The sequence below is a fragment of the Raoultibacter timonensis genome (assembly GCF_900240215.1).
Lineage (GTDB): Bacteria > Actinomycetota > Coriobacteriia > Coriobacteriales > Eggerthellaceae > Raoultibacter > Raoultibacter timonensis.
This window is the reverse complement of record NZ_LT964681.1, coordinates 950801-974150: the sequence shown is the minus strand read 5'-3', so window position 1 is coordinate 974150 and position 23350 is coordinate 950801. Positions and strand designations below refer to the sequence as shown.

General features: G+C 58.0%; 19 protein-coding genes and 2 tRNA genes. 17 read left to right on the top strand and 4 right to left on the bottom strand.

Annotation, left to right across the window (positions count from 1 at the left end; translation table 11 throughout):
- Window positions 1-23 precede the first annotated feature (23 nt).
- The 5 genes from typA (at window position 24) to C1722_RS16105 (ending at window position 4773) form a co-directional block, all read left to right on the top strand.
- Window positions 24-1835 (top strand): translational GTPase TypA, encoded by a 1812-nt coding sequence (typA, locus tag C1722_RS16125; RefSeq protein ID WP_102380339.1) that lies wholly within the window; start codon window positions 24-26, stop codon window positions 1833-1835.
- Window positions 1836-2258: 423 nt separating this feature from the next.
- On the top strand, window positions 2259-3539 hold the full coding sequence (locus C1722_RS16120; RefSeq protein ID WP_102380338.1) for a peptidylprolyl isomerase: 1281 nt from the start codon (window positions 2259-2261) through the stop codon (window positions 3537-3539).
- Between the two features lie 14 nt (window positions 3540-3553).
- Entirely contained in the window at window positions 3554-4369 is an 816-nt protein-coding gene (locus C1722_RS16115; RefSeq protein WP_244902617.1) for an ABC transporter ATP-binding protein, read from the top strand.
- Between the two features lie 73 nt (window positions 4370-4442).
- Window positions 4443-4534: transfer RNA gene (locus C1722_RS16110), tRNA-Ser, on the top strand.
- Window positions 4535-4680: 146 nt separating this feature from the next.
- Window positions 4681-4773 (top strand) — tRNA-Ser (locus C1722_RS16105).
- Window positions 4774-4976: 203 nt separating this feature from the next.
- On the opposite strand, the gene C1722_RS16100 is transcribed toward C1722_RS16105, so the two are convergent.
- From C1722_RS16100 to C1722_RS16090, 3 genes are all read right to left on the bottom strand, one after another.
- Complete coding sequence (locus tag C1722_RS16100; RefSeq protein ID WP_102380337.1) at window positions 4977-6542, bottom strand: flavocytochrome c; 1566 nt, start codon at window positions 6540-6542, stop codon at window positions 4977-4979.
- A 145-nt stretch (window positions 6543-6687) separates the two neighbouring features.
- On the bottom strand, window positions 6688-8178 hold the full coding sequence (locus tag C1722_RS16095; RefSeq protein WP_102380336.1) for a helix-turn-helix transcriptional regulator: 1491 nt from the start codon (window positions 8176-8178) through the stop codon (window positions 6688-6690).
- 421 nt (window positions 8179-8599) lie between these two features.
- Window positions 8600-9331 (bottom strand): Crp/Fnr family transcriptional regulator, encoded by a 732-nt coding sequence (locus tag C1722_RS16090; protein WP_180995320.1) that lies wholly within the window; start codon window positions 9329-9331, stop codon window positions 8600-8602.
- Between the two features lie 296 nt (window positions 9332-9627).
- On the opposite strand from C1722_RS16090, the gene C1722_RS16085 reads away from it, so the two are divergent.
- From C1722_RS16085 to C1722_RS16035, 11 genes are all read left to right on the top strand, one after another.
- Window positions 9628-11235 (top strand): molybdopterin-dependent oxidoreductase, encoded by a 1608-nt coding sequence (locus C1722_RS16085; RefSeq protein WP_102380334.1) that lies wholly within the window; start codon window positions 9628-9630, stop codon window positions 11233-11235.
- Between the two features lie 14 nt (window positions 11236-11249).
- On the top strand, window positions 11250-12044 hold the full coding sequence (locus tag C1722_RS16080) for a molybdopterin-dependent oxidoreductase (RefSeq protein WP_102380333.1): 795 nt from the start codon (window positions 11250-11252) through the stop codon (window positions 12042-12044).
- A 24-nt stretch (window positions 12045-12068) separates the two neighbouring features.
- Window positions 12069-12347 (top strand): molybdopterin-binding protein, encoded by a 279-nt coding sequence (locus tag C1722_RS16075; RefSeq protein WP_102380332.1) that lies wholly within the window; start codon window positions 12069-12071, stop codon window positions 12345-12347.
- Between the two features lie 257 nt (window positions 12348-12604).
- Window positions 12605-13135 (top strand): hypothetical protein, encoded by a 531-nt coding sequence (locus C1722_RS16070; protein ID WP_102380331.1) that lies wholly within the window; start codon window positions 12605-12607, stop codon window positions 13133-13135.
- A 352-nt stretch (window positions 13136-13487) separates the two neighbouring features.
- Window positions 13488-13781: a 30S ribosomal protein S6 gene (gene rpsF / locus C1722_RS16065; RefSeq protein WP_102380330.1), complete on the top strand. Its 294-nt coding sequence runs from the start codon at window positions 13488-13490 to the stop codon at window positions 13779-13781.
- A gap of 69 nt (window positions 13782-13850) precedes the next feature.
- A complete protein-coding gene (locus C1722_RS16060; protein ID WP_102380329.1) occupies window positions 13851-14297 on the top strand; it encodes a single-stranded DNA-binding protein in 447 nt (148 codons plus the stop codon).
- Window positions 14298-14320: 23 nt separating this feature from the next.
- Entirely contained in the window at window positions 14321-14581 is a 261-nt protein-coding gene (gene rpsR, locus C1722_RS16055; RefSeq protein WP_102380328.1) for a 30S ribosomal protein S18, read from the top strand.
- A gap of 15 nt (window positions 14582-14596) precedes the next feature.
- Complete coding sequence (gene rplI, locus C1722_RS16050; protein ID WP_102380327.1) at window positions 14597-15250, top strand: 50S ribosomal protein L9; 654 nt, start codon at window positions 14597-14599, stop codon at window positions 15248-15250.
- Window positions 15251-15605: 355 nt separating this feature from the next.
- Complete coding sequence (gene dnaB / locus C1722_RS16045; RefSeq protein ID WP_102380326.1) at window positions 15606-17027, top strand: replicative DNA helicase; 1422 nt, start codon at window positions 15606-15608, stop codon at window positions 17025-17027.
- 35 nt (window positions 17028-17062) lie between these two features.
- Complete coding sequence (locus C1722_RS16040) at window positions 17063-18331, top strand: metallophosphoesterase family protein (protein WP_102380325.1); 1269 nt, start codon at window positions 17063-17065, stop codon at window positions 18329-18331.
- Entirely contained in the window at window positions 18328-20565 is a 2238-nt protein-coding gene (locus C1722_RS16035; RefSeq protein ID WP_244902616.1) for an ATP-binding protein, read from the top strand. The genes C1722_RS16040 and C1722_RS16035 overlap by 4 nt, the downstream gene beginning before the upstream one ends.
- Window positions 20566-20648: 83 nt before the next feature.
- On the opposite strand, the gene C1722_RS16030 is transcribed toward C1722_RS16035, so the two are convergent.
- Window positions 20649-22565 carry an FAD-binding protein gene (locus C1722_RS16030; protein WP_244902615.1) on the bottom strand — a complete coding sequence of 639 codons (1917 nt, stop codon included), beginning with the start codon at window positions 22563-22565 and terminating at the stop codon, window positions 20649-20651.
- Between the two features lie 164 nt (window positions 22566-22729).
- On the opposite strand from C1722_RS16030, the gene C1722_RS16025 reads away from it, so the two are divergent.
- Complete coding sequence (locus C1722_RS16025; protein ID WP_180995319.1) at window positions 22730-23323, top strand: TetR family transcriptional regulator; 594 nt, start codon at window positions 22730-22732, stop codon at window positions 23321-23323.
- Window positions 23324-23350: the final 27 nt, after the last annotated feature.

Sequence of the window (23350 nt, the reverse complement as noted above, 5' to 3'; positions counted from 1 at the left end):
GCAAGAAAACAGAAAGAAGCAGAATGAAACAAGAAAACATCCGCAACGTCGCGATCATCGCGCACGTCGACCATGGCAAAACCACGCTGGTTGACCGCCTCCTCTACACGAGCGGGGTGTTCAGGGAGAATCAGCAGGTTGAGGAACGCGTGCTCGATTCCAACGACCAGGAACGCGAGCGCGGCATCACGATCCTGTCGAAGAACATCTCGGTCCGCTACAAGGACGTCAAGATCAACGTTATCGATACGCCGGGCCATGCCGACTTCGGCGGGGAGGTGGAGCGCGTTCTCAACATGGCCGACGGAGCGCTGCTCATCGTCGACGCGTTCGAGGGCCCGATGCCTCAAACCCGTTTCGTGCTGCGCCATGCGCTGAGCCTGGGGCTGCGCATCGTGCTCGTCATCAATAAGATCGACCGTCCGGGTGCACGCCCCGAAGAGGTGGTCGACGAGGTATTCGACCTCATGGTCGAACTCGAGGCATCCGACGAACAGCTCGATTTCCCGATCATCTACGCGAGCGCCGTAAACGGATACGCCCGCTATGCTCCCGAAGACGAGAACATGAACATGATCCCCCTCTTGGAGACGATCCTCAAAGAGGTTCCTGCTCCCGATTGCGAACCGAACGGCCCCGTTGCGCTGCAGATCTGCACGGTCGACCACTCGAGCTTTGTCGGACGCATCGGCGTCGGGCGCCTGTTCTCGGGCACCATCCATAAAAACGAGCCGGTACTCGTTATCAAAAACGACGGAACGCGCTACAACACCGCCATCAAGGAGGTGTTCACCTTCGAGGAGCTCGGCAAGAAGAAGCAGCTCGAAGTACACGCCGGCGATATCGTGGCAGTGGTCGGCGTCGACGATGCCGACATCGGCGACATGGTGACGAGCCGCGAACATCCGGTCCGCCTCGATCCGATCGAAGTCGAAGAGCCCACGATGGCCGTCGTCTTCGAAGCGTCGACGAGTCCGCTCGTGGGTCGCGAGGGCGAGATCGTGGGCGCCCGCCAACTCAAAGAACGCTTGATGCGCGAATCTGAGAGCAATATCTCGATGCGCATCGCAGAGCTCGAAGACAAGACGGGCGTGGAGGTTGCGGGCCGCGGCGTACTCCACCTCTCGGTGCTCATGGAGACCATGCGTCGCGAGGGATTCGAGTTTCAGGTTGGCCGTCCGCGCGTGCTTATTAAGAAGGACGCGAACGGAAAGAAGATGGAGCCCATTGAGGAGGCCACGGTCGACACGCCGAGTGAGTACGCCGGTAAGGTGATCGAGGTCTTCGGCAGCGCCGGCGGCGAGATGGCCGACATGTTCCAGCGCGGCGATCAGACCCATCTCGTATTCAAGATCCCCACGCGCGGAACGATGGGACTGCGCACGCGCCTGCTCAACGCGACGCGCGGTGAGGCCAACATGTTCCATCACTTCTCCGAATACGGTCCGTACCGCGGCGATTTCAACGGTCGCAAGAACGGTTCGATGATCTCGATGTCCACCGAGAAGAGCGTTGCATACGCACTCGATACGCTGCAGGAACGCGGCCGCTTGTTCGTGGGACCGGGCGAGGATTGCTACGAGGGCATGATCGTGGGGCAGTCGGCCAAGGAAGGCGATATGGTCGTCAACATCGCCAAGAGCAAGCAGCTCGGCAACCAGCGTTCGTCGGGTGCCGACAAGGCGATCCAGCTTACGCCGCCGATGACGTTTACGCTTGAAGAAGCGCTCGAGTACATCGAGGACGACGAGCTCGTTGAGGTGACGCCCAAGAGCATCCGCCTTCGCAAGCGCATCCTTTCGGCTGTCGAGCGCAAGAAGGCCAACAAGAACTGACCTGCTTAGGCAGGCGCCTGCAAACCAGGACGAGGGGCCCGGGAAAATCATTCTCGAGCCCCTCTTGTATGAGCGGCTTTAAGGAGCTCCGCGCGTGCGTCAACGTGCCAAATCAAGACGAAAGCGCTCTTCGCGGCAATCAATACTCCGTACGGAGTATCTGGGCATGCACATTGAAATTGCCAGCAGTTTCGGGCAACAATGCGCATGAATCGTTTTTATCCCTTGTTTGATCAGGTAAAATTGCAAGAATTCTAAGATTGTATACAAAGATTCTGATACCCAATAAATTACATATATAGGCGGGATGAGAAGTGAAAATGGGCTTCTTGTGCAGGGCTTTAGCCCGTTATCGGCGCTGTGCGAAAATAGCGGATACCGTATAAGACTCCATGCCGACGGGCATGTACGAGGGAAGGTACTATGAAAGCATCTAGATTAGCCAGGTTCGTGTGCGCGGCGGGCATCGTTTCCGCTTGCGTAGTTGGCCTTGCCGGTTGCGCCGACAATTCAAATCCGAGTGGATTGACCGGCGGCACCGCCGCAACGGTCAACGGGGTCGAGATTCCCGAAGACACGGTAACCACCTACATCCAGTCATTCAGGGCTACCTATGGAATGGATACCGAGGACGCGTGGGGCGAGTGGCTTGCCGAGCAGGGCATGACGCCTGAGACGGTCCGTGAAGAGGTTATCAACTACTACGCGAGCCAAGAGTTGGTGAAGCAGGGCGCCGAGGAAAACGGTGCCACGGTCGATAGCGCGAAGATCGACGAAACCATCAACAACATGAAGGCGAACTACGGAACCGACGAAGAGTGGCAGTCTGCCCTTTCGAGCGCAGGTACTACCGAAGAAGCGTATCGTGAATCCGTTGAGCTCGCTTTGACTGAAGCCGCTCTCAAGGAAGCGGTCGGAACTGCCGACGCTCCCACCGACGAAGAGCTCCTCGAGTACTGCGCCATGTACGACGGTGCTCGCCGTTCTTCTCACATCCTGTTCAATACCGATGACGAGGCTACCGCACAGGAAGTGCTCGACAAGATCAACAGCGGCGAACTCGATTTCGTCGATGCTGTGAAAGAATACTCGCAGGATTCTGGTACTGCCGAGAAGGATGGCGATGTGGGTTGGGATAAGTTGAGCTCCCTTATCTCCGAGTACACCACGGCGCTCGGCGAGCTTGAGAAAGACCAAGTGAGCGGTCTTGTGGAAAGCCAGTACGGATGGCACATCATCAAGTGCACCGATGTGTTCGAGGTTCCGGAAGACGGTTTGACAAGCACCGATCAGGTTCCTTCCGAGATTCTCGAGAGCGTGCGCACGAGCCTCACCAGCCAGAAGGAATCCGAGGCGTTCAACAACTGGTATACCGAGTACAAGGAGAGCGCTGAGATCGTTATCAACGACATGCCCTCCAACGTTCCCTATAACATCGATATGACGAAGTATCAGACCGACGAGGGAACCGATGGGTCGACCGATGGTTCCACCGATGGTAACGCGACCGACGGGGCTACCGATTCCGGCGACAATGCGGATGCTGCCAACGGGGCCGATGCCAACGCTTCCGACGGCGATGCATCCGGCAGTGCCGACGATCAGTCCAACGCCGCAGACGGCAGCGGATCTGGCGACGATGCGGCGAACGGCGAATCAAACGGAGATTCATCGGGTAGCCAGCAGCCTGCCGAAGCAGCATAAGCTTCGACGCGCGCTTGAATACCAGGCTATCCCATAGCGCTAAGACGCAACCGCTTCTGCATTTCGCAGAGGCGGTTGTTGTTCGTTCGGGCAATCCGATTCTCTCGATCGATTCGTTCACGCTTCATGAAGGCGAGAACATCGCGATCCTCGGCCCGAACGGGTCGGGGAAGTCGACCTTTATCAAGCTCATTACGCGCGAGGTGCTCCCCTTGCATCGCGACGACCCGCCCGTCCTCTTTCGCGGAAGCGAAAGGGTACTGCTGAGCGATATCAAGAAGTGCATCGGCGTGGTGTCATCGACCATGCAGGATCAGATAACGGTTCATCTGCCCGTTATCGATGCGGTGTGCGGCGGTTTGTTCGGAACGCTCGGAATACTGCCCCAGCACACGGTGTCCGATCACTCGATGGCTCAGGCATATCGGGCGATGGAACTGCTCGATGTTGCCGATCTTGCGGATCGCGACATCAAAACGCTTTCGACCGGCCAGGCTCGGCGCGTGCTGTTCGCGCGGGCGCTCGTGCACGATCCCCAGGTACTCGTGCTCGATGAACCGTGTACGGGGCTCGATCCCGAGGGAATGTTCCATGTGAGGCAGAGCATACGGGCTCTTGCCCAGGCAGGCAAGTCGATCGTGCTCGTTACCCATTATCCGGAAGATATAGTGCCCGAAATCACCCGTCTCGTACTCTTGAAAGGCGGTCGCCTATACGCCGATGGCCCGAAAGAAGAACTGCTTACCGACGCAACGATGACCGCATTGTTCGAGGTACCTTTGCAGATTCAGCGGAGAGGTGGATATTATTCGCTTGTGAGCGAATACTAGCTGAGGTATACTACGTATCCGCTGCTGCTTTTACGGGCTATGAAAGACGTGCGGCGGCCACGAACGGCTGAATGGAGAGATGACCGAGCTGGCCGAAGGTGCACGATTGGAAATCGTGTGTGCGCCAAAAGCGTACCTAGGGTTCGAATCCCTATCTCTCCGCCAGATGAACATCGCGTTTCGGCGCGTGATCATAGGGTGCTCGCACCCGAAGGTGCTGGAAACGGTGCCTGGCAGACGATCGACGTTGTCGACGATCTGCCGAAGCCTTGATAGGTCGACTCTGAAAACCGAGGAGGCCTGCCCCAAGCGGAGGGGTGGCAGAGTGGTTGAATGCGGCGGTCTCGAAAACCGTTTCACCGGCAACCCCGGTGACGAGGGTTCGAATCCCTCCTCCTCCGCCAGTTTTAATGCGAACGGCCCCGCGTGAAGCGAGGCCGTTTTTTCATACCGGATCTGTCTATCGGGTCGGGGGCGCTCGGCGCCCGATCGACGCGATGCCGAAGTTTCTCTCACCCAGCCTTTCTCCGAACCTCGCGGCGCAAGGTTCATGCGGGAGACCCCGCCTTGGCAGGTGGGGTCTGGATGCTGGGAGGAAAACGCAACGTTACGCGGTCTGCTCGTTGGCGGCGTTCTGGCCCGCGATGCGGCCGTTCACCAAGCAGTCGGCCGTAGCGCACGAGCCCAAACGGCAGGCACCGTGGATGCCTCCCACTGCTTCGCCTGCTGCGTACAAGCCGGGGATAACCTGAAGGTTCATATCGACCACGCGGCAGTCGAGGTCGGTTTTTACGCCGCCCATGCAGTGATGCACCTTCGGCCACAGGCGTACGCCGTAGAACGGAGCCTCGTCGATGGGCTGGGCGTCTTCCGGGATGGGCTTTCCGAAATCTTCGTCGATCTTATTCTCGACAAACGTGTTGTAACGAGCGATTTCCTCCTTCACGGCATCGACGGGCATGCCGTAGTGTTCGGCCGCCTCTTCGATGGAAGCAAATTCGGTGGTGATACCGGCCTTGATGGCGCTTTCGAGTCCGCTTCCTCCGTCGTACAGCGCTTTCTTGCACGTAATCTGCACGCACGGCTGTCCGGTTTCCAGAATGGCATCGGCATAGCGCTTGCGGTCGGTCAGTTCGTTGACGATTCGCTTGCCGGTGGCAACGTTCAGCGTGGGGGCGTAGCTTGCCTGCCCGTCGGTGTAGAAGGCGGCAACTCCGTACCCTTGCTCATCGGGGCTCATGAAGGGAAGGAGTTGGATCCAGTCGGTGTGCACCGCCATCGCTCCAGCGGCGACCGAAGCGCGCAGGCTCTCTGCTGTAGCTCCTTCCTGGTTCGTGCAGTCCACCGTATCGTCGAGTCGGGGGTCTTGCGCTTGGCGGAATTCGAGGTCGCGCCCGAATCCTCCGGCGGCCAACACGACGGCTTTTTTCGCCTTGATGGCGACGGGCGTGCCGCTTTCCGTGTCGTTGCCGCTCGGCTTGTCATGGACGATGGCTCCGATGACGCGTCCGCTCTCATCCTTCACCAGGTCGGTGAGCATCCGCTTCGTCTCCACCTCGACGCCCATTTCTTTGAGTTTCTCAGCGAAGGGGCCGGTAACGTTCGCCCCGCCGCCTTCTCCCTGTGCAATGGAGCGCATAACGGTGTGGCCGCCGTACGGATAGAGGAAGTGCTCGCCCTCGTCGTTCGTCGCCCAGGTCGCGCCCATCTCGAGGGTCCACTCCCACGTCTCGTTGGACTTCTCGGCGATCACGCGACACTTTTCCTTGTCGTTAAGATACAGACCCGCTACCATCATATCGTCGACGTATTGCTCAACCGAATCCTGTACGCCCTCACGCTCTTGCACGCTGGAATTGCATACGGCGAAGTCGCCGGCCGCGAGAGCGGAGTTGCCGCCTACGCGCGCCGTTTTCTCGATGACCTTAACATCGGCGCCGGCATTCTTCGCTTCGAGCGCCGCAGCAAGGCCCGTGTAACCGCTGCCTACGACGAGTACGTCGCATTCCTCGTCCCATTTCGTATCGGCACCGTTCGTGGTAGCCGATGCGGTTTTCTTATCCTGTGGCGCGCATCCCGCTAAGCCCAGTCCGGCAAGCACGCCTGCTGCGGCTGCTCCGGTAATGAACGAACGGCGCGATACTCCCTGAGCGTGTTGTGCGGTATTCCCCATAGGTGCCTCCTCTGTTGGTGTTCCACTTGCTTCGATGCCTTGAGAAAAGCGCATCTGACGGAACCCAGCGTACGGGAGGTAATGCATGCGCACACCCCACCTGGTGTGGGAAACTGCGAAACCCCCCTTAAAGTGGGGTGCATGATCAGGCGTTACGGGAAGAATTGGCAGTGTTTACGAGATCGATGATCTCTTGTTTGCTGTGCACGCCAAGCTTCGAGTAGATAGTTTTCTGATAGCTCTTCACCGTGTTCTTGGACAAGAAGAGCGTTTCGCAGATCGAGGCGACATCGCGTCCTTGGGCAAGCAGATAGAGGATGTCGCTTTCCCGGTTGGTCAATCCGCAATCGGCGGCCAATGCTTCGCAGCGTAGCTTGCGCACGTTTTCCTGTTCTTGTGCAAAACGACCGAGCAGCTCGTCGGCGGCCCGTGCTTGCGATTCGGCGCGCTTGCGTTCGTGCGAGTTCACCATCCAGATGACCATGAGGATGAGGTACAGCAGGAAGAAGGCGACCGCCGTGGTGCGCACGAAATCGGCGGTACTGCCAACGCCAAGCAGCTGGGCGACGTTCTGACCGATGAACAGGCCGAAACGTGGAAGCGCATATGAAAGCGAGATACCGACGAGCAGTTTCGTTCTGCTCCGCGCGTACGTGGTTACGACGAGGTAGAACAGCGCTAGCATGACGAGCTTCCATCCGGCGGCGGCCAAGATGTTCAGCGATACGGCGTAATCGCTCGAGAGGAACGGCAGAAACAAGATGCCCGTAGCCAAAATGCCGAACACCACGTTGAAGAGCAACGACGTAGGCGGTTTCGTACGCGTCCCGAAGTAAACGAGGAATACAACTGCCGCCGCAATGCCGCCGAACTGCGAGATGAGAATCGAAGTAGCCGGCGAAGTGCTTGTGCCGGTAGCTGCGGTATCGAGGATGCCGTACACAATGGAGAGCGCGAACGTGCAAATGCCCGATACGAGAAACACGTTGAGGAAATCCTGCTTCGACAGCACGGGATGGGGCGAAGGGATTCGGCGGTCCCGTTCGATTTTGCCGTTCTCGGAGGTTTCTGCGTGCCGGGTGAACGCGAGGCATAGCGCCGAAGCTGCGAGCAGCGCACCATACAGAACCAGCGATACTATATCGGGGGCGAAGCCGAGCAGCATGTTCGCTGCCATGCCGCCGAGCGACATGATGCCGAAGGCGATGGCGATGCGGCGCGACGAATAGCACGCAAACGCCTCGAAGTAGAAGGGCATGACCAGCGCCATGCCGATCCCCGCTGCGAGGGCCGATACGGCAACAACAGCTTGGTCGAGGCATGTCGTTGCGGCAAAAAACGCGCTACCGAGCGCGAGGACGAATCCGCTGTAGCCGAGCGCGAGACAAGGCAGGCGGACAAGGTGAGTCAGCTTCGAACCGACGAGTACGGAGAATAGCAGCGACACGACGAATATCGTCGGGTTCAGCACATTGTCGAACGATGCCGGGGAAAAGCTCGGCTGGCTAACCAGCCAGCTGGAGTAAAAGAATGAAACGCATACGGCATACAGGCACGTAAAGCCAGCGACGGCGATGCCGTAGCGCTTGCCTGACGAGCGTTGCAGAGCATTGCGTTCCTGGTGCGTTTTCCCCATATCTCCTCCGTCGTAGCCCCGAGGGGTTGCGTCATCTCATTATAGTGCACCGAATGCGCGCTGGGATTCGCGCGGTATCGCGTTCGGCCGCTTGCCGAGCACGCCGGGTGCGCGACTGCCTTCCCGGTGCGCCCGCATCGAGTTTGGCTTCTTTTGGTCCGTCGTTGAACCAGGAGCGGAATCGTCTGAGCGGCGGTTCGTTTTACACGGACTTTGCGCCTTGTGCCGTCGTCGGCGACAACCCTGCATTCACCGCTGCCCTCGGCTTTTTCGGAGCACTCGCTTTGGCAAAGCAGTCACGGCGAAACGCGACAATGTTGCAATTGCCCACCGTCACGAACCAGCACGAGTCCTTGGGCGAAAGACGAGACGAGCTCCTTTTCCACGGGGCCATAACCGTTCGTTCTGGTACGCCGTTGATCTAATACAGCACAGGGTTCTCGTCTCGCAGCAATTCCTTGATCTGAGCTCGATCCGCTATCTCCAAGTGCGTTCGGGTTTTGTTGACGATGTTGCGCTCTTTGAGGGCTTTGAGCAGCTTGTTGCACGTTGCATAGTGGATGAGCAGCAGCCCGGCCAACTCGTCGACCGTCAGGTTGCAGGGAATGCGGTATGCGCCATCGGCAACGGGCTCGTTCGCTTCGCACAGCTTGTCGAGCCATAGCAGTATACGGCGGCTGCTCGATTGGTGCGCGGTCGTGTCGATGCGGTGTCCCATCTGGGCCATAGCCATATGCATCTCGTAGAGGTAGTCTTCGAGGAAGTCATCGTCGCTGCGAATGAGCTCCTTCACCTGCTTGAGGGTGAAACCTACGAGAACGGTGTTTCTGACTGCCTTGAGCGTGAAGCGGTTCGTTCCGAACGACAGGTAACCCTGGCGGCTGCATATGACCGCATCGCCTTCGCTGCGAATGAAGAAGATGGTATTGCGCTCGGCATCGCGGTTCATGCCGACTTCAAGCGCGCCGGACTTCACATAGTAAAGGTAGACGTCCTCGTCGTTTTCGCAAACCGCATCGAGCTCTTCGTCGATGAAGAGCTTGACCGTCGTTCCCTGATCGAGGTACCGATCGAAGTCGATCCGTTGATGCAGCGCCGATATGAACATGATCGACGTTGCATCGTTGCACCCCTTTTGCCCTCTGACCCTCATACCCGCTCTTTCTATCGCCTGCGCCTTGCCTGGCGTGCGGCGCTGTTTCTGCATGCGGCGATTCGCTTCCGCATCGCTTCCGTCCCTTTGCGTTCGAGCGTATTGTAGCAAAGCCGATCATTTCGATATGAGGATAACCATAGGCGCTCAGGCGAGGGTGCGGTTCGCGCGAAAAATCGTGTCGCACTCGATTCTGAGCGCCTACAGCCGAAACATCCTTTTCCGTACAATCCTGCCGGGGAAGAAACCTGCCGGATTATCTCGGCAAACAAGACGATAGACAAAGGAGGAAGCGAATGAAGGCAAAACAAAAACTGACCGTGTTTTCGTTGTGTCTGGTGATGGCGCTCGGCCTTTTGGCCGCGTGCACGCCGAGCGAAACGAAAGCGGACGGAAGTGACGATGCCGCAGACAATTCGTCGCCCATAGACTACGATAGCTTCGGGCGCATGGGAAACAACATCGGATTCGGCGAGGACGGAGGCACGTACCTCGATAGCTATTCCGAGTACAACGAGAAGCTCACCTACGCCGATAAAGTGGCCGCGAACGCCGAGCGCAATACGCCCAACACGTACACCGACCAGTTCGGGTTCACCTACCAGCCGGTTCCAGCAGACGAAAAGGGCTGGAACATCAGCTATTTGAACGCCGACGACCGCGGTTGCCTTGCCTGCCACGAATCGATCGAAGATGTGGTGATGAGCCTCGACACCAAGCACAACGTGTACGCCATGGGCTACCCCACCCAGGTGACCATTGCGAACTGCCTCGGCTGCCATCGCAATGCGGGTTTTGGAAACATCCAGCTGGTCGAAACGCTCCATGGCATCCATAACAGCAATCCCCAATTCACAGCCATGGACGGAAGCTGCGATTCGTGCCATTTCATTGATTCCGACGGCAAGTTCAACCTGTGGGATTACGCGAAGTACGATCTGTACAAGGGAATCACCGACGTGAAAGCCGATGAAGCGAATCTCGATGTGACCTACGATCAGACCACCATTTCCGATAACAGCCAGCTTTTCTTCGAATCGCTCAACAACGAGCCGTCCGAATGGCGCACCGACACCGACCCCGCGGTTGCCGATGCTTGGACGCTCACCATCGACGGCGAGGTCGAGAACCCCATCGAGATGACGGTTACCGAACTTGTTGAGAAATTTGGCACCAAGAGCTCCGTTCAGAAGCAGGGGTGCATCGAAAACGCGACCGGTAACGCATGGATCTACCAAGCCGAGCTCACTGGCGTTTCGATGAAGGATATTATCGATTACGTGAAGCCCGCAGACGGCGTGACGAACATCAAGTGCACGTCGGAGGACGGCTACAACATGGTCTCCCCTGGATTCGATGAGATCAACTATGAGGATTGCCTGCTCGTAACCGAGATCAACGGCGAGCCGCTGCCCGCGCATCAGGGTTATCCGGTGACGCTGGCCGTCCCGCGCAATTCGGCGGCTTCCTACATCAAGGCGATCCAGTCCATCAGCTTCGTAACCGTGCCTTCCGACGGGGAGGAGGAAGAGGAAGAGGGAGTCGGTACTCCGCTCGACCCCGACACGGGCAAGATGCAGGGTAAGCCGAACAGCGCCGTACTCAACTTCCCCGACGGTGTAGTGCTTGAGGGACAGGCTGGCAAAGAACTCACCATCGAGGGATACGCCGATGCCTACGACGAGCCGATTTCTAAGGTCGAGTACTCGCTTGACCATGGCAAGACCTGGACGACGCTTGAGACTCCCGACAACGATCCGACCTGCTGGACGTACTGGCGGCTGAACTACACCCCGCAGGAAGCGGGCAGCTACCTGCTCAAGATTCGCACGACGAGCACGCAGCCCGACGGTTCCGATCGCGTTTGCTCGCGCGATACCAACTTCCTGTTCCATGTAAAGTAGATCTGGAGACGACCATGCAAGACATAAAGAAGAACGTACTACTCGGGACCATGGCGGCAACGCTCGTGATCTCGGGCGGGGGGACGGCCCTCGCAGAAGAGGCGCCGCAGGGCGCAGGCGATGCGTCTTCCGCAAGCACAAAGGCCGATGCTGCGAGCGGCGTTGCGCCGAGCGTAAACGAAGCCGAGGCATCGCAGGGCGAGTTCGCATACGATCAGACCGCGATCACGCCGAACAGTATCATCAAAGACGTGTTCCAGCGCGCCACCGCCGCGCTGTGCAACGCGACCGACGATTTCGCGGTCGGCAACCCCCTCGAATGGAAGATCACGGTGTCGGGCGACGTCGATCAGGCGTTTACGCTGCCGGTTGACGAGCTCGCCTCCGAGAGCAGCGTCCAGCAGGTCATGACCTGCACGTGCGGCGGCAACCCCGCCGACGGCAAAGCCATCATCACGGCGGACGTGAAGGGCATCCCGGTGTCCTACCTCCTCGATCGCGCCGAAGCGCGCTCGGGTGTCAACACGCTCACGTTCGTGTCGAGCGACGGAACCGAGCTCGCGATTCCGATCGCATACGTCGTCGGGCGCCACGGGGTCATCTCCTACGAGATCAACGACGAGGACCTGTCTGCGTCGGTCGGCGGCAACAACCAGCTGTGGATGACGCGCACCTCGGCCAACTACTTCGTCCGCGATATCGTCGAGGTGAGGGTGACCAGCGAGGCGACCCCGCCCGAGAACCCCGGCGAAGGGATGGAGTACCCCAACAGCCCGAACGTCGGCATCCTCAGCGCCGAGATCGGCTAGGATAAAAGCGGAAGGAGGTCGGCCATGATAGCGCCTCAAGAGCTCGATCTGGGCCAGACGATAACGCTCGAGGGATACGCCGACGACTTCGACAAGAGCATCGTCGCGATGGAGTTCTCCCTCGACGGCGGCGAAACGTGGACGAGCCACGACGTGTCGGATACGACGGCCGACCTCTGGGTGCATTGGACGTACTCGTTCACGCCCGAGGAGCGCGGGGCCTACCAGCTGAAGGTCCGCTCCGTCAACGAGCGCGGCCAGGCGAGCCCGCAGGCGGCCGTGGCCGAATTCTACGTGCGATAAGGCATCGGATGCGCCGGTTGGTAAAGCCAACCGGCGCACTTCTTTGTTTGAGAATCTGTGCATTTGCGATAGCTGAGGATGCTTCGATTAGCCAAAGCACGTAGTTCGAGATCGCTTCTCGGTACTCTTTTCCTTGTGTACCTCGTGCCTCTTGCCCAACCGTTGAACTGCATGTTGCGAGCTGTGGCATAATACCAGCATCACCCATAGGTTAGAAAGTCTCCGGGAGGAGACGATGAACGATTAAGAGGACGCACATGGTAGATCGCGTTGTGGAATCCAGCGAGACCGAGGTTCCCGAGATCCCGGAAACCCTTGAGAAGGTTCTGCTTTTTACGCTCGACGAAGCGAAGGAGAAGATGAACCAAGGAGCCGACGTGGTGCCGTTCACGGCGCTTGTCGTGAAGGACAACCTGTTCATCGAGAGTCATCCAGGTGATTCTGCAGAGGAGTGCTTCGCTTTCGCGCGCCACACCGTCGAAGGCGCTCGCGGTGCCGAGGCCTACGGCTTCTGCTACGACGGCTACGTTGAGACCGATGCGGGAACACAGGATGCCATTATCGCCGAAGGCGGCATTCCCGGCGAAGACGAGGGGTATGCAATCGGGTATGTGTACAACATCGTTGACGACAAGCCGGTCTTCGAGACCGATCCTGCCTACATCGGCGCAGCGCCGAACTTCATGGCCGGTCTGAAGGATGCCGAAGCATACGCTGACGACGAGATCGACGAGAAGTACCTTGACGACGAGTTCGATGAGGAAGAGGAAGTCGAAGAAGAGGACTAGCATTCGGCACCCGCCTGCGCATTTTTGCGTAGGGTTCGCATCGCTTTGCGTTCGCTGTAGGGGTGAAGCACGGTAAGAAGTGCTTCACCCCTGTTTCGTTATCGGCTCTTTTCGAAGGTGCTCTTTTCCGACTGCATGCAAACATCGAGCGAGGTATGCTCAGTGGTGCTCAAAGGACAAAGCATGGGTGAGGCCGTTTGCCAAGTGTGTTCGAAGCGTGGATACGTGCGGCCCGAACGGGGAATATTTCTTGCGGGGGCACAACCCCTCTGCTAGAATGGGCAAGCTAATCCTGCTTCGGGTATATGCCTTCAACAGCCCCGAAGCCGTAAAGTCCAGAGGAGGTGAGCTGATGAAGGCTTATGAATTGTTGTTTTTTGTGTCTCCGTCAATCGACGAAGAAACCCGCGCCGCAACCATGAAACGCGTTGAGACCACCATTGCCGCAGGCAACGGTGCGATCGATAACGTCGACGACTGGGGAAAGCGCAAACTCGCCTATGAGATCAACGGTTTGACCGACGGTGATTACACCCTGATCGATTTCCATGCTGAACCCGAGAATATCGCGGAATTGGATCGTGTGCTGCGTATTACCGACGCAATCGTGCGTCATATGATCGTTAAGCGTACGGATCGCGACTAATTTGAGCGAATGACACGGGCGGCGGGCGCTGAGCGCATCGCCGTCAAGCATGAGAAGAGGTGGAAGAATATGAGCATTAACCGAGTGATAATCAGCGGAAACCTGACGCGTGATCCTGAATTGCGTTCCACGGCGAGCGGTCTTCCGGTCCTCGGTTTCGGCGTAGCGGTCAACGACCGCCGCAAGAACCAGCAGACCGGCGAATGGGAAGACTACCCGAACTTCATCGACTGCACTATGTTCGGTGCAAGAGCCGAGAGCCTCTCGAGGTTCCTCTCGAAGGGGACCAAGGTCGCCATCGAGGGAAAGCTCCGATGGAGCCAGTGGGAACGCGAAGGCCAGAAGCGCAGCAAGATCGAGGTGATCGTCGACGAGCTCGAGTTCATGTCGAGTCGTGATGGTGGCCAATCTTACGGTTCCCAGCCTTCCTCGGGTGGGTATGCTCCCGCTCCGGCGGCAGCGGCCCCGATGGTCGACGCCTCTTCTTCGGTCTATGATGAAGACATCCCGTTTTAGTAGGTACGAAAGAGGTTAGTAAAATGTCTGATTACGCAAAGCAGCCTCGTCGTAAGTACTGCCAATTCTGCAAGGAAGACGCCAAGTACATCGATTACAAAGATACACAGATGCTGCGTAAATATGTAACTGACCGCGGAAAGATCAAGCCCCGTCGCGTTACCGGTGCCTGCACCCAGCACCAGCGCGACGTCGCCGCCGCCGTGAAGCGCGCGCGCGAGATGGCTTTGATGCCGTACGCGGTTCCTGCCGTCAGTGGTCGTGGCGACCGCCGCAACCGCTAGGCAAGGGGGTAACTGATGAAAGTTATTTTGCTTCAAGAACTGAAGGGCAAGGGAGGCGAAGGCGACGTCGTCGAGGTAGCACCTGGATTCGCCAACAACTTCCTGTATCCCCAGAAGATCGCTATTCCGGCTACCAAGGGCAACCTGAAGCAGCTCGAGCAGCGCAAGCACAACATCGAGCTGCGCGAAGAGACGCGCATCGGTGGTGCCGAGAAGTTCAAAGAGGCCATCGAGGGCAACGTGGTCAAGGTTGTCGCGAAGGTGGGCGAGGAAGGCCAGCTGTTCGGCTCGGTTACTTCCGTCATGATCGCCGATGCGGTCAAGGAGAGCCTCGGTCTCGACATCGATAAGAAGCGCATCGAGCTCAAGGCTCCCATCAAGACTGCCGGTGAGCACGAGGTGACGATTTCGCTGTATCGCGACATCAAGACGACGCTGAGGCTGTTCGTCGGCGGTGCCGACGATGCGATTCCTTCCGAGGAAGCCGCTGCGGCAGTCGAGGCAGCAGAAGATGCCGAGGCTCGCGAAGAGCTCAAGGCCATCGAAGACGCTATCGTCGAAGAAGCCGCTGCCAGCATCGAAGCCGCCGATGCGGCGGGCGATGCCCAGGCTGCTTCCGAAGCAGCCGAGACGGCTGCCGAGTTCGTCGAAGCCGAGGACAAGCAGTAGTTCTGCGCTTCGATCGAACGATCGAAATCGAAACGGGTCGCATCGAAGGGTGCGGCCCGTTTTCTTTGCCAGGCAGGGGGTTCGGCAGGGTACGGCTTATCTTGCAGCCAATGCCGTTGCGGCTGGGGTTCATGTCGAGAATACCTGGATTCTCTACATGAGCTTTATCCACACGGTTCCGTAGTGGAAAATGTGGAAAACCTCTTTTGCGGCAGGTGGGAAAGCTGCCTGGACATGCGGCGTTGTGGATAACGAAAACCACTGGGAAAAATCGCCAAAATACACAGTTGAACTGCGGTTTTTATAGTGTAGTATACTAAGCTCGACCAGCTGACAAGAAAGCGAAAGGACGGGTATGCCGGACAGAGGACCTGGCTCTTACCATAATCCGGATTTTGCACCGGAAGAGACGAGCGTCGAGCAAAAACGCAAGTCTTTGCCTCAAAACATCGAAGCAGAGAAATCGGTTCTGGCTGCCTGCATGCTTAATCAAGAAGCGGTAGAGGAAATCGCGACGAAGCTGAATCCCGATAACTTCTTCCGTCCCGCCCACCAGCGCATCTTCGAGGCGATTCTCGATCTGTACGTGCGTCATATTCCCATCGACCAGATATCGTTGGCCGATAACCTCAACGCTTCGGGCCAGCTCGAAGCGATCGGCGGGAAGGCGTATCTTGTCGAGCTGGGCGACAACACGTTCGCTTTGACCAACTGGCACAACCATGCCGAAATCGTGAAGCGTACGGCCATCCTCCGGGAGCTCATCTATGCGTCGGCCGAGATAAACGCGCTTGCCTACGATGCTCCCGACGATCTTGACGTAGTGGTTGAAGAAGCCGAGAAGACGCTGTTCAAGGTTACGGAGAAGCGCGTTTCTTCCGCATTCCAAAAAATGGACACGCTCCTCAACGATGCGTTCGAGGAGATATCGGAACTGGCGGCTCGGCAAAACCATATGGCCGGCGTTCCCTCGGGCTTCAAAGACGTCGACGATCTGTTCCACGGCTTTAGAGGCGGCGACCTCGTTATCCTCGCCGCCCGACCCGGCGTCGGCAAGACGTCGTTCGCGCTCAACCTCGCAGTCAATTCGGCGAAAGAGGGAACCACGGTTGCCTTCCTCTCGCTGGAAATGAGCGCCTCCCAGCTCGTGCAGAGAATCCTGTGCTCGGAAGCGCGCGTCAGCCTGTCGAGGGTGCGCAGCGGCCAGTTGCAGGAAAGCGACTGGGCGGCCATCGCCGATGCGTGCGGCACCCTTGCGAACCTCGATCTGTACATCGACGACACCCCGGCGCTTTCCATCCTCGAGCTGCGCGCGAAGGCGCGGCGCGAGTTGCGCGATAAGAAGCAGGGTATGATCGTCGTCGACTACCTCCAGCTCATGCAGCCGCCCCAAACGCGTCGCGACGGCAACCGCGCCGTCGAGGTCGGTGAGATCTCCCGTGGTCTGAAGGTCCTCGCAAAAGAGATGGACATGCCCGTCGTGGCACTCTCGCAGCTTTCCCGTGCCGTTGAAATGCGTGGGAAAAAACGTCCGATGCTTTCCGACCTTCGCGAATCGGGCTCGATCGAGCAGGACGCCGACATCGTTGCGTTCATCGATCGAAGCATGGACGAGATCGAAGCGGAAAGCGACGATCGCCCCGATCTCGGTACCGCCGAACTCATCGTTGCGAAGCACCGCAACGGTCCTACGCGCGATATTCCGCTGGCGTTCAACCCCGAGTTTACGAAATTCATGAACTTTGTCGACGATTCGCGCGCGGCCGGCTACGCGTAGCAGCGAAGCATCGCGTTTCGCGGTACACTGCATACATGCCTAAACGCGTTACATTTATCCATGCGGCGGACCTGCATCTGGGCGCTCCGTTTCGGGGCTTGCGAGCCCTGTCCGATGCGTGGGCCGATCGCCTGCTGACCGCCATTCCCGAAAGCTACGATCGCGTTATCGAGGCGGCTCTCGAGAACGGCGTCGATTTCGTCGTGATGGCGGGCGATATCTTCGATTCGGCGCGCGCATCGTATGGCGACTACCTCCATTTCTTCCAAGGGCTGCACAGGCTCGACGAAGCTGGCATCCCCGTATACCTCTGTACGGGCAACCACGATCCGTTCACTTCATGGAAGCAGGACTTTTTCGCGTTCCCGCCGAACACCTTCATGTTTTCGGCGGACAAACCGAGCTTCGAAACCTTCGAGCGCGACGGCGAGCCGCTCGTGCTGTTGGGAGGCCGTGGCTACTACAACCAGACTTGGCCTTTCGATCAGGATATCGCCGAGGGGGTGAACCGTTCGGCAGCCGAAGAGGCAACGGGCGCTGCTGATGCCCCGTTCGCTGTCGGCGTTCTGCATACCGGCCTCAACCTCGACCACACCAAGGCGCCCACCGATCCTTCCGCGCTCATGCGCACGGGCATGGACTACTGGGCGTTAGGGCATATCCACAAGCGCTATACGTTTCCCGACGACAATCCCCGGCTCGTATTTTCGGGTTGCATCCAGGGACGCGATATCAACGAAACCGGCGAGCGCGGCGTTTTCAAAGTCACGCTGACCGAGAACGCGCCGAACCAGCTCGAGTTTATTCCGACGGCCAGCGTTGTGTGGCAGCGGATGCACGTCGATGTTGCGGACTGCGCAAGCATCGCCGAGGTAAGCGAAAAAATCATGCGCGAACTGTTTCGCGAAAACGGGAATTCGCATTGCGAGGAAATGTGCGTGCGCATCGAGCTGACGGGCAAAACGCAGCTGCATAAGTTCCTCGAAGCACCCTCGGTGCTGGCCGATCTGCGAAAGAACATCAACGATTCCTACGCGTTCTTCTTCTGCGATGCGCTTATCGATCGCACCGAACTTCCTCTCGACAAAGAGGCGCTTGCAGGCGAAGGCCTGTTTCCTGCGGTGCTTTTACAGGTTGCCTGCTCTCAGAGGGAGAACGAGGAAGAAACGCTCGCCTATCTGCAGGACGAATTCCTGAAGAAGAACCTGACGGTATCGAGGAGCGTCGAGCGTTCGCTCGGTAAGCTCGCTGGCGAAGCAGAGAACCTCGTACTCGATTTGCTCGGGCAGAGCGAGGCACGATGACGGACAATGAGATGGAAGGCCCCGGCCGCAAGAAGACGACGGTCGATACGAGTCCTGCAAGGGGCTTGTATCTCAGCCGCATGAAAATTGTGAGCTTCGGTTCGTTTTCAAATCGCGTGATCGGCCCGTTCGCGCCGCATCTCAACGTGGTCCATGGCAAAAACGAGGCGGGCAAGACGACGCTCAATGCATTTTTCGCTGGCGTGCTGTTCGGCTGGGAAGATGCGCGCGGTGCGAAAAACACGTACAAGCCGAGCAACGCCGATCGTGCCGGATCCCTTTTCTTTACCGACGAGGCGACCGACGAGGAAATCGAGCTGACCCGCATCAAGAACATCGACGGCCTGCAGGGCGCTGCAGATATCCTCGACGACATCGATAAAGAGACGTTCCAGACCATGTTCGCGCTTACGAGCGACGAGTTGCGCAGCCTCCGGAATACCACGGACGTGACGGCCAAGCTGCTCACAGCAGGATCGGGCACCGGTGCTTCGCCCGCTCAGGCCCTCGCAGAAATCCAGAGCAGAATCGGCGAGTACACGTCGCGCGCTTCGGGGCTCGACCACTCCATCACGCAGCTGACTGCGCGCCAGGATGAGTTGCGGGCTCAGATCGCCCAGGCGGGCGATGAGGCCGAGCGCTTCAAGCACCAAGACAAGGAGTTCCACGAGCTGGCCCCGCAGCGCGAGGCCCTCATCGCCTCGCTGCAAAAGCTCAACGCGGAAATCGAAGCATTGTCGGCGGGGAAGGCGAGCCTCGAGCGGCTCGAAGAAGAATTGACGCGCAGCATCGACAAGCGCGAGGCGCTGCTCGAGGAGGAGCAGGCCCTCGTTGCCGAGCATCGCCTGCATGAACGGGCCCTCGATCCCTCCCTCGCCTCGATCGCTCCCGCTGACGAGCATGCACTGCGTGATCGCATCGATCTGCTCGTCGAGGAGCGAAGCAAGTGCCAGCACAGTGTCGATCTTGCCAAGGAGAACTACACCGATTCCAAATCGAACTACGAAGCGCTGCTCGAGGCGCCCGATCTGCAGGAGCTCGAAGGCCGGGCGCGCAGGCAGCGCCACGTGCAGATCGCCCTTTCGGTGGCGCTTCCCGTACTGTTCGTTATCGCGGGCGTGCCGGTATTCATGCACGGTCGCGAGATAACGAGCCTCTCGTTTACGGCGCTCGGCATCATCCTCGTCGTGTTCGCGCTGTTTTTGGCGGGTGCGGCGCTCGTCATGCTGTTCAGGCCTTCGAAAACCGAAGAGGCGCTTACGCAGCGAAAGCAGGATGCCCAATGGGTGATGCTGCAGGATAAGAAGAAGCTCGAAACGTGCGAAGGCGAGCTGTCAGTGCAGATGACGCAAACCACGACGTTTCTCGATCGTGCGGGGCTCGGTGCCGCCCAGGGGTCTCTTCGTCGTGCTCGCGCGTTGCTTGACGAAGCCAAAGACGCCCGGGCGGCATCGAGCTTGTTCGTGCAGAGACAGCAGGCGCTCGTGGCGCAGCTATCCGCCATCGAAGACCGCCTTGCGGATATTCAGAGGCAGAAAAACGCTTTGTACAGCCGCCTTGGAATAACGCTCGATACGCCCCTATCCGAAATCGCAACGCTCATCGAGCAGAAGTCCCATCAGCGATCGGGACTCATCGAGACGAGCGAGAACGTTAACCGTCGGTACGGGGAGCTCAAGCAAGAGCTCGCGCACGCGAAGCGCCAGAAGCGCTTCGACGAACTCAAGCTCGAATACCAGCAGGTGACCACGCGCCTTGCGGAAAGCGGGGAAGACCTCGCTCGGCTGCTGCTCGCCAAGCACATGCTTGAAGCCGCCATCACCGCATGGGAAAGCAAGAGCCAGCCCGAGGTGTATCGGCAGGCGAGCCGCCTGCTCTCGCTGATGACGGCGGGTGCTTGGGTGCAGGTTCGCATGAGCGAAGAAGGCAAGCTCCAGGTGATCGACCGGGTGAAAACGGTGCGCGAGCCGATCCATCTATCGCTCGGCACATGCCAGCAGCTGTATTTGAGCCTGCGCATCGCACTTCTGATGACGGCGGAAAACGTAGGGCGCGCTATACCCATCATGGCCGACGACATACTCGTGAACTTCGATGAGGAACGTCGGCACGGTGCGGTCGTGGCGCTCAAAGAGCTATCTGCGCGCAGGCAGGTCATTCTCTTTACCTGCCACGATGAGATCGTAGAGCTCATGAAAAGCGCCGATCTGGGGTTGAACCTGGTCGAGCTGTAACGTCGGTTGGCGTCACGCTCGAGTTCTACTGAAATGCTGGCCGCCTGTTGTATGGCGAGCGGCAGGCGGCCAGCGAGCAACCGCTATTCGAGTTCGGCGAGTTTTTTGGCGGTAATGTAGCCCGTTACGAGCGAGCTGCCGACACCGCCGTACATGGTGCCGTTCCAGAATCCGCCTGCTGTTCCGTCGCCGATGAAACCTCCTGCGGTGGAATAGCCTGCGTAGAGTCCTGGTATGGGAACTCCTTTCTCGTTGATTACCTGGAAATCTCCGTTAACGCGTAGACCGCAGAGCGTTTTGCCGATTTGGCCGCCGATGATGGCTGCGTAGTACGGCGGTGTATCGATGGGGCTCAGCCACGATGGATCGTAAGGAAATGCTAGCTCGTCGTCCTCGCCTTTCTCGCACAGTTCGTTATACCTTTTTACGGCATCTTTGACGACTTCGGGATCGAGTAATAGCATCTCGGCAAGTTCTTCGAGCGTGTCTGCCTTCTTCACCGCACCGCGTTCGACGGCTTCGTCTACCTCTGCTAGCCAATCGGCCGAGACCAGTCCGGCATTGTCAACGAGTACCGCAGGGTCGGTAAGTGGAATGCGGCATTTGTCGTGGGTTGCCTCTAGGGTGGTATTCTTTTTGAATATCTCGGTTGGGTACTTCGAATCGCAAATATTGTAAACATGGTGTCCGACTGTCGCCATCCAGCGAGTGGAGTTGGTCAGATCGCCCATGCCGCCGCCCGGGTTCAGGGGAGCGTATTCCTCGCGGGTTAAAGCATAATAGGGTTGACGGGTGCCGTTTTGATCGATGATGAGCCACGGGTTATGGAAGAGCTGGCGTTCGCCATGCCAGAAATAGTGCCAGAACTGCCCATCGCCGCCCGCGATGCTCTCGTCGATGCCCGACTCCCAGCAACACCATGAATCGTATCCCGAGAAATCGCCACCGACTCCAAGCCCCATGCGGAACGTCTCACCGGTATGGTAGGGCATGGGACCGCCCTGCACAGCCCCTTCGTATGCGCTCGGAAGATATGCCTTAATAAGGTCTTTGTTCATGCCGATACCGCCGGCCAAAAGAATAATACCCTTTTCGGCTTTCAGATATTTCTTGCCATCTTGGTCGGAAACGAGCACGCCGACAACACGATTTCCGTCGAATACGAGTGTTTCGGCAGAGGTACTCAGCCTAATATCAGCGCCCGAGGAGAGGGCGTTTTTTTCCAGCGTGTCGATGGGGTTGGTGAAACCGAGTACCCGATTTTGCTTGCCGTCGACCACGTCTTTGTCATGCCACCGGTTTCCTAGGCATACGAGGTTCATCCCTTCTTGTTCGACAACCCAATCGCATGCTTCCCCGCCATAATCGAACATCGTACTCATTAGCGAATCGTCGACCGAATAGCCACAATCGGATTGGTAGCGCCTCATACCGGCTTTTTTATCGCCCTTGCAGATGCCCTCGAAACCAGCTTCTTTCTGTGATTTTGCTCCGCCGAACGGATTGACGAACGAACATGCATGACGACATGATCCGCCCACGGTCGATTGCTTCTCTATGCCGATGACTTTGAAGCCGTTTTCCGCAAGGTAACCTGCGGCGACAAGGCCGCCACCGCTCATGCCGACGATGATGACATCTGCTTCGTCATCCCAGCTCTCGGGTGGTTCAACGGGCGCAATGGGTGTGGCATCGGGAAGCGATGCGCCGGCTATGCCGCGGTCGATCAGCCGTTGGGTTACCGCGTCTACCGCTGTAGCAGACTCGTTTTTGTCTGCGGCGGAAGACGGGCTTGCGGCGCAGCCAGAAAGTGCGGCGCTCGCCACGCCAGCAGCGCTTGCAATGCCTAAGCCCTTTAGAAAGGTGCGTCTCGAAAGGGAATGCTTTGTTGTTTTGTTGCTCTCGTGGTTTGTGTTGGTCATGATGAGCCCCTCCTCGTGTTCGATGTTGTTCGTTTTATAGTCGTGTGTTTGACATCGGATGTTTTCGTGCACCAACATGTTGATGCCTTTATGGTATTGAGGAACGAAGCGCTCTAACAGGGGACGGGGATGCAAGGCAAGGCACGCGGTGGAAACAAATCAATTAATTTGTACCCTTGACATCGCAGCGGAGGAATCATCAGAATAAAGTAATCGGTCGGGGGATGCGGCTCGGAGTGGGGATGGTCTTCGTGCAGATACCTTTAGCAGATGTGCCTGCTGATTTTCGAGACAAGATCGCGGTCTTGCATGCCGCGGATTCCCCGCTCGATCGCATGACGGTGAGTGCTATTTGCAAGAAGTGCGGTATTTCACGTAAGAAGTTCTACACGCTGTTCGAATCGAAGTACGACATTATGTACTGGTATCTCGATTTTTGTTTTTCGGTTTCTTTGTACAAGATCGGCCGAATTCTTACTTGGCGCGAGGGCATTACTACGTGTCTTGAATTGGTGGAGCAGGAGCGGTCGTTTTTCTTGGCGGATTACGAAAACCTTGTTCAAAAGCAGAAAAGCTATTACTGGCCGCTCAATGCTCGAAGAATCGACGTCATCGAAGAAACGCTCGCGCTGCGGGGATTCACTGATCTTTCCGCAGCGCTTCGCCTAGAAATTGCGATTTATTCCAACTGGGTTCCCGATCTCATTCGTCATTGGATACAGCCCAACGACTTTATCGGCTTGGATGATTACGTTGGGTTTTGGCTGGACTGCGTTCCGAAAGGGCTCTATGAAGCATTGGAGCTGAGTGGCGGGAGCTGTCGATTGGATGCATAACGGGAGGATCAGCCGAGCGGTTTTCTG

Excerpts from the sequence above, each read along its gene's own strand:
- rplI (WP_102380327.1), top strand. The coding sequence starts at position 14,597 with ATGAAAGTTATTTTGCTTCAAGAACTGAAGGGCAAGGGAGGCGAAGGC.
- C1722_RS16085 (WP_102380334.1), top strand. The coding sequence starts at position 9,628 with ATGAAGGCAAAACAAAAACTGACCGTGTTTTCGTTGTGTCTGGTGATG.
- C1722_RS16040 (WP_102380325.1), top strand. The coding sequence starts at position 17,063 with ATGCCTAAACGCGTTACATTTATCCATGCGGCGGACCTGCATCTGGGC.
- dnaB (WP_102380326.1), top strand. The coding sequence starts at position 15,606 with ATGCCGGACAGAGGACCTGGCTCTTACCATAATCCGGATTTTGCACCG.
- C1722_RS16035 (WP_244902616.1), top strand. The coding sequence starts at position 18,328 with ATGACGGACAATGAGATGGAAGGCCCCGGCCGCAAGAAGACGACGGTC.
- rpsF (WP_102380330.1), top strand. The coding sequence starts at position 13,488 with ATGAAGGCTTATGAATTGTTGTTTTTTGTGTCTCCGTCAATCGACGAA.
- C1722_RS16025 (WP_180995319.1), top strand. The coding sequence starts at position 22,730 with ATGGTCTTCGTGCAGATACCTTTAGCAGATGTGCCTGCTGATTTTCGA.
- C1722_RS16120 (WP_102380338.1), top strand. The coding sequence starts at position 2,259 with ATGAAAGCATCTAGATTAGCCAGGTTCGTGTGCGCGGCGGGCATCGTT.
- C1722_RS16095 (WP_102380336.1), bottom strand. The coding sequence starts at position 8,178 with ATGGGGAAAACGCACCAGGAACGCAATGCTCTGCAACGCTCGTCAGGC.
- C1722_RS16075 (WP_102380332.1), top strand. The coding sequence starts at position 12,069 with ATGATAGCGCCTCAAGAGCTCGATCTGGGCCAGACGATAACGCTCGAG.
- C1722_RS16090 (WP_180995320.1), bottom strand. The coding sequence starts at position 9,331 with ATGAGGGTCAGAGGGCAAAAGGGGTGCAACGATGCAACGTCGATCATG.
- C1722_RS16030 (WP_244902615.1), bottom strand. The coding sequence starts at position 22,565 with ATGTTGGTGCACGAAAACATCCGATGTCAAACACACGACTATAAAACG.
- C1722_RS16070 (WP_102380331.1), top strand. The coding sequence starts at position 12,605 with ATGGTAGATCGCGTTGTGGAATCCAGCGAGACCGAGGTTCCCGAGATC.
- typA (WP_102380339.1), top strand. The coding sequence starts at position 24 with ATGAAACAAGAAAACATCCGCAACGTCGCGATCATCGCGCACGTCGAC.
- C1722_RS16060 (WP_102380329.1), top strand. The coding sequence starts at position 13,851 with ATGAGCATTAACCGAGTGATAATCAGCGGAAACCTGACGCGTGATCCT.
- rpsR (WP_102380328.1), top strand. The coding sequence starts at position 14,321 with ATGTCTGATTACGCAAAGCAGCCTCGTCGTAAGTACTGCCAATTCTGC.
- C1722_RS16080 (WP_102380333.1), top strand. The coding sequence starts at position 11,250 with ATGCAAGACATAAAGAAGAACGTACTACTCGGGACCATGGCGGCAACG.
- C1722_RS16100 (WP_102380337.1), bottom strand. The coding sequence starts at position 6,542 with ATGGGGAATACCGCACAACACGCTCAGGGAGTATCGCGCCGTTCGTTC.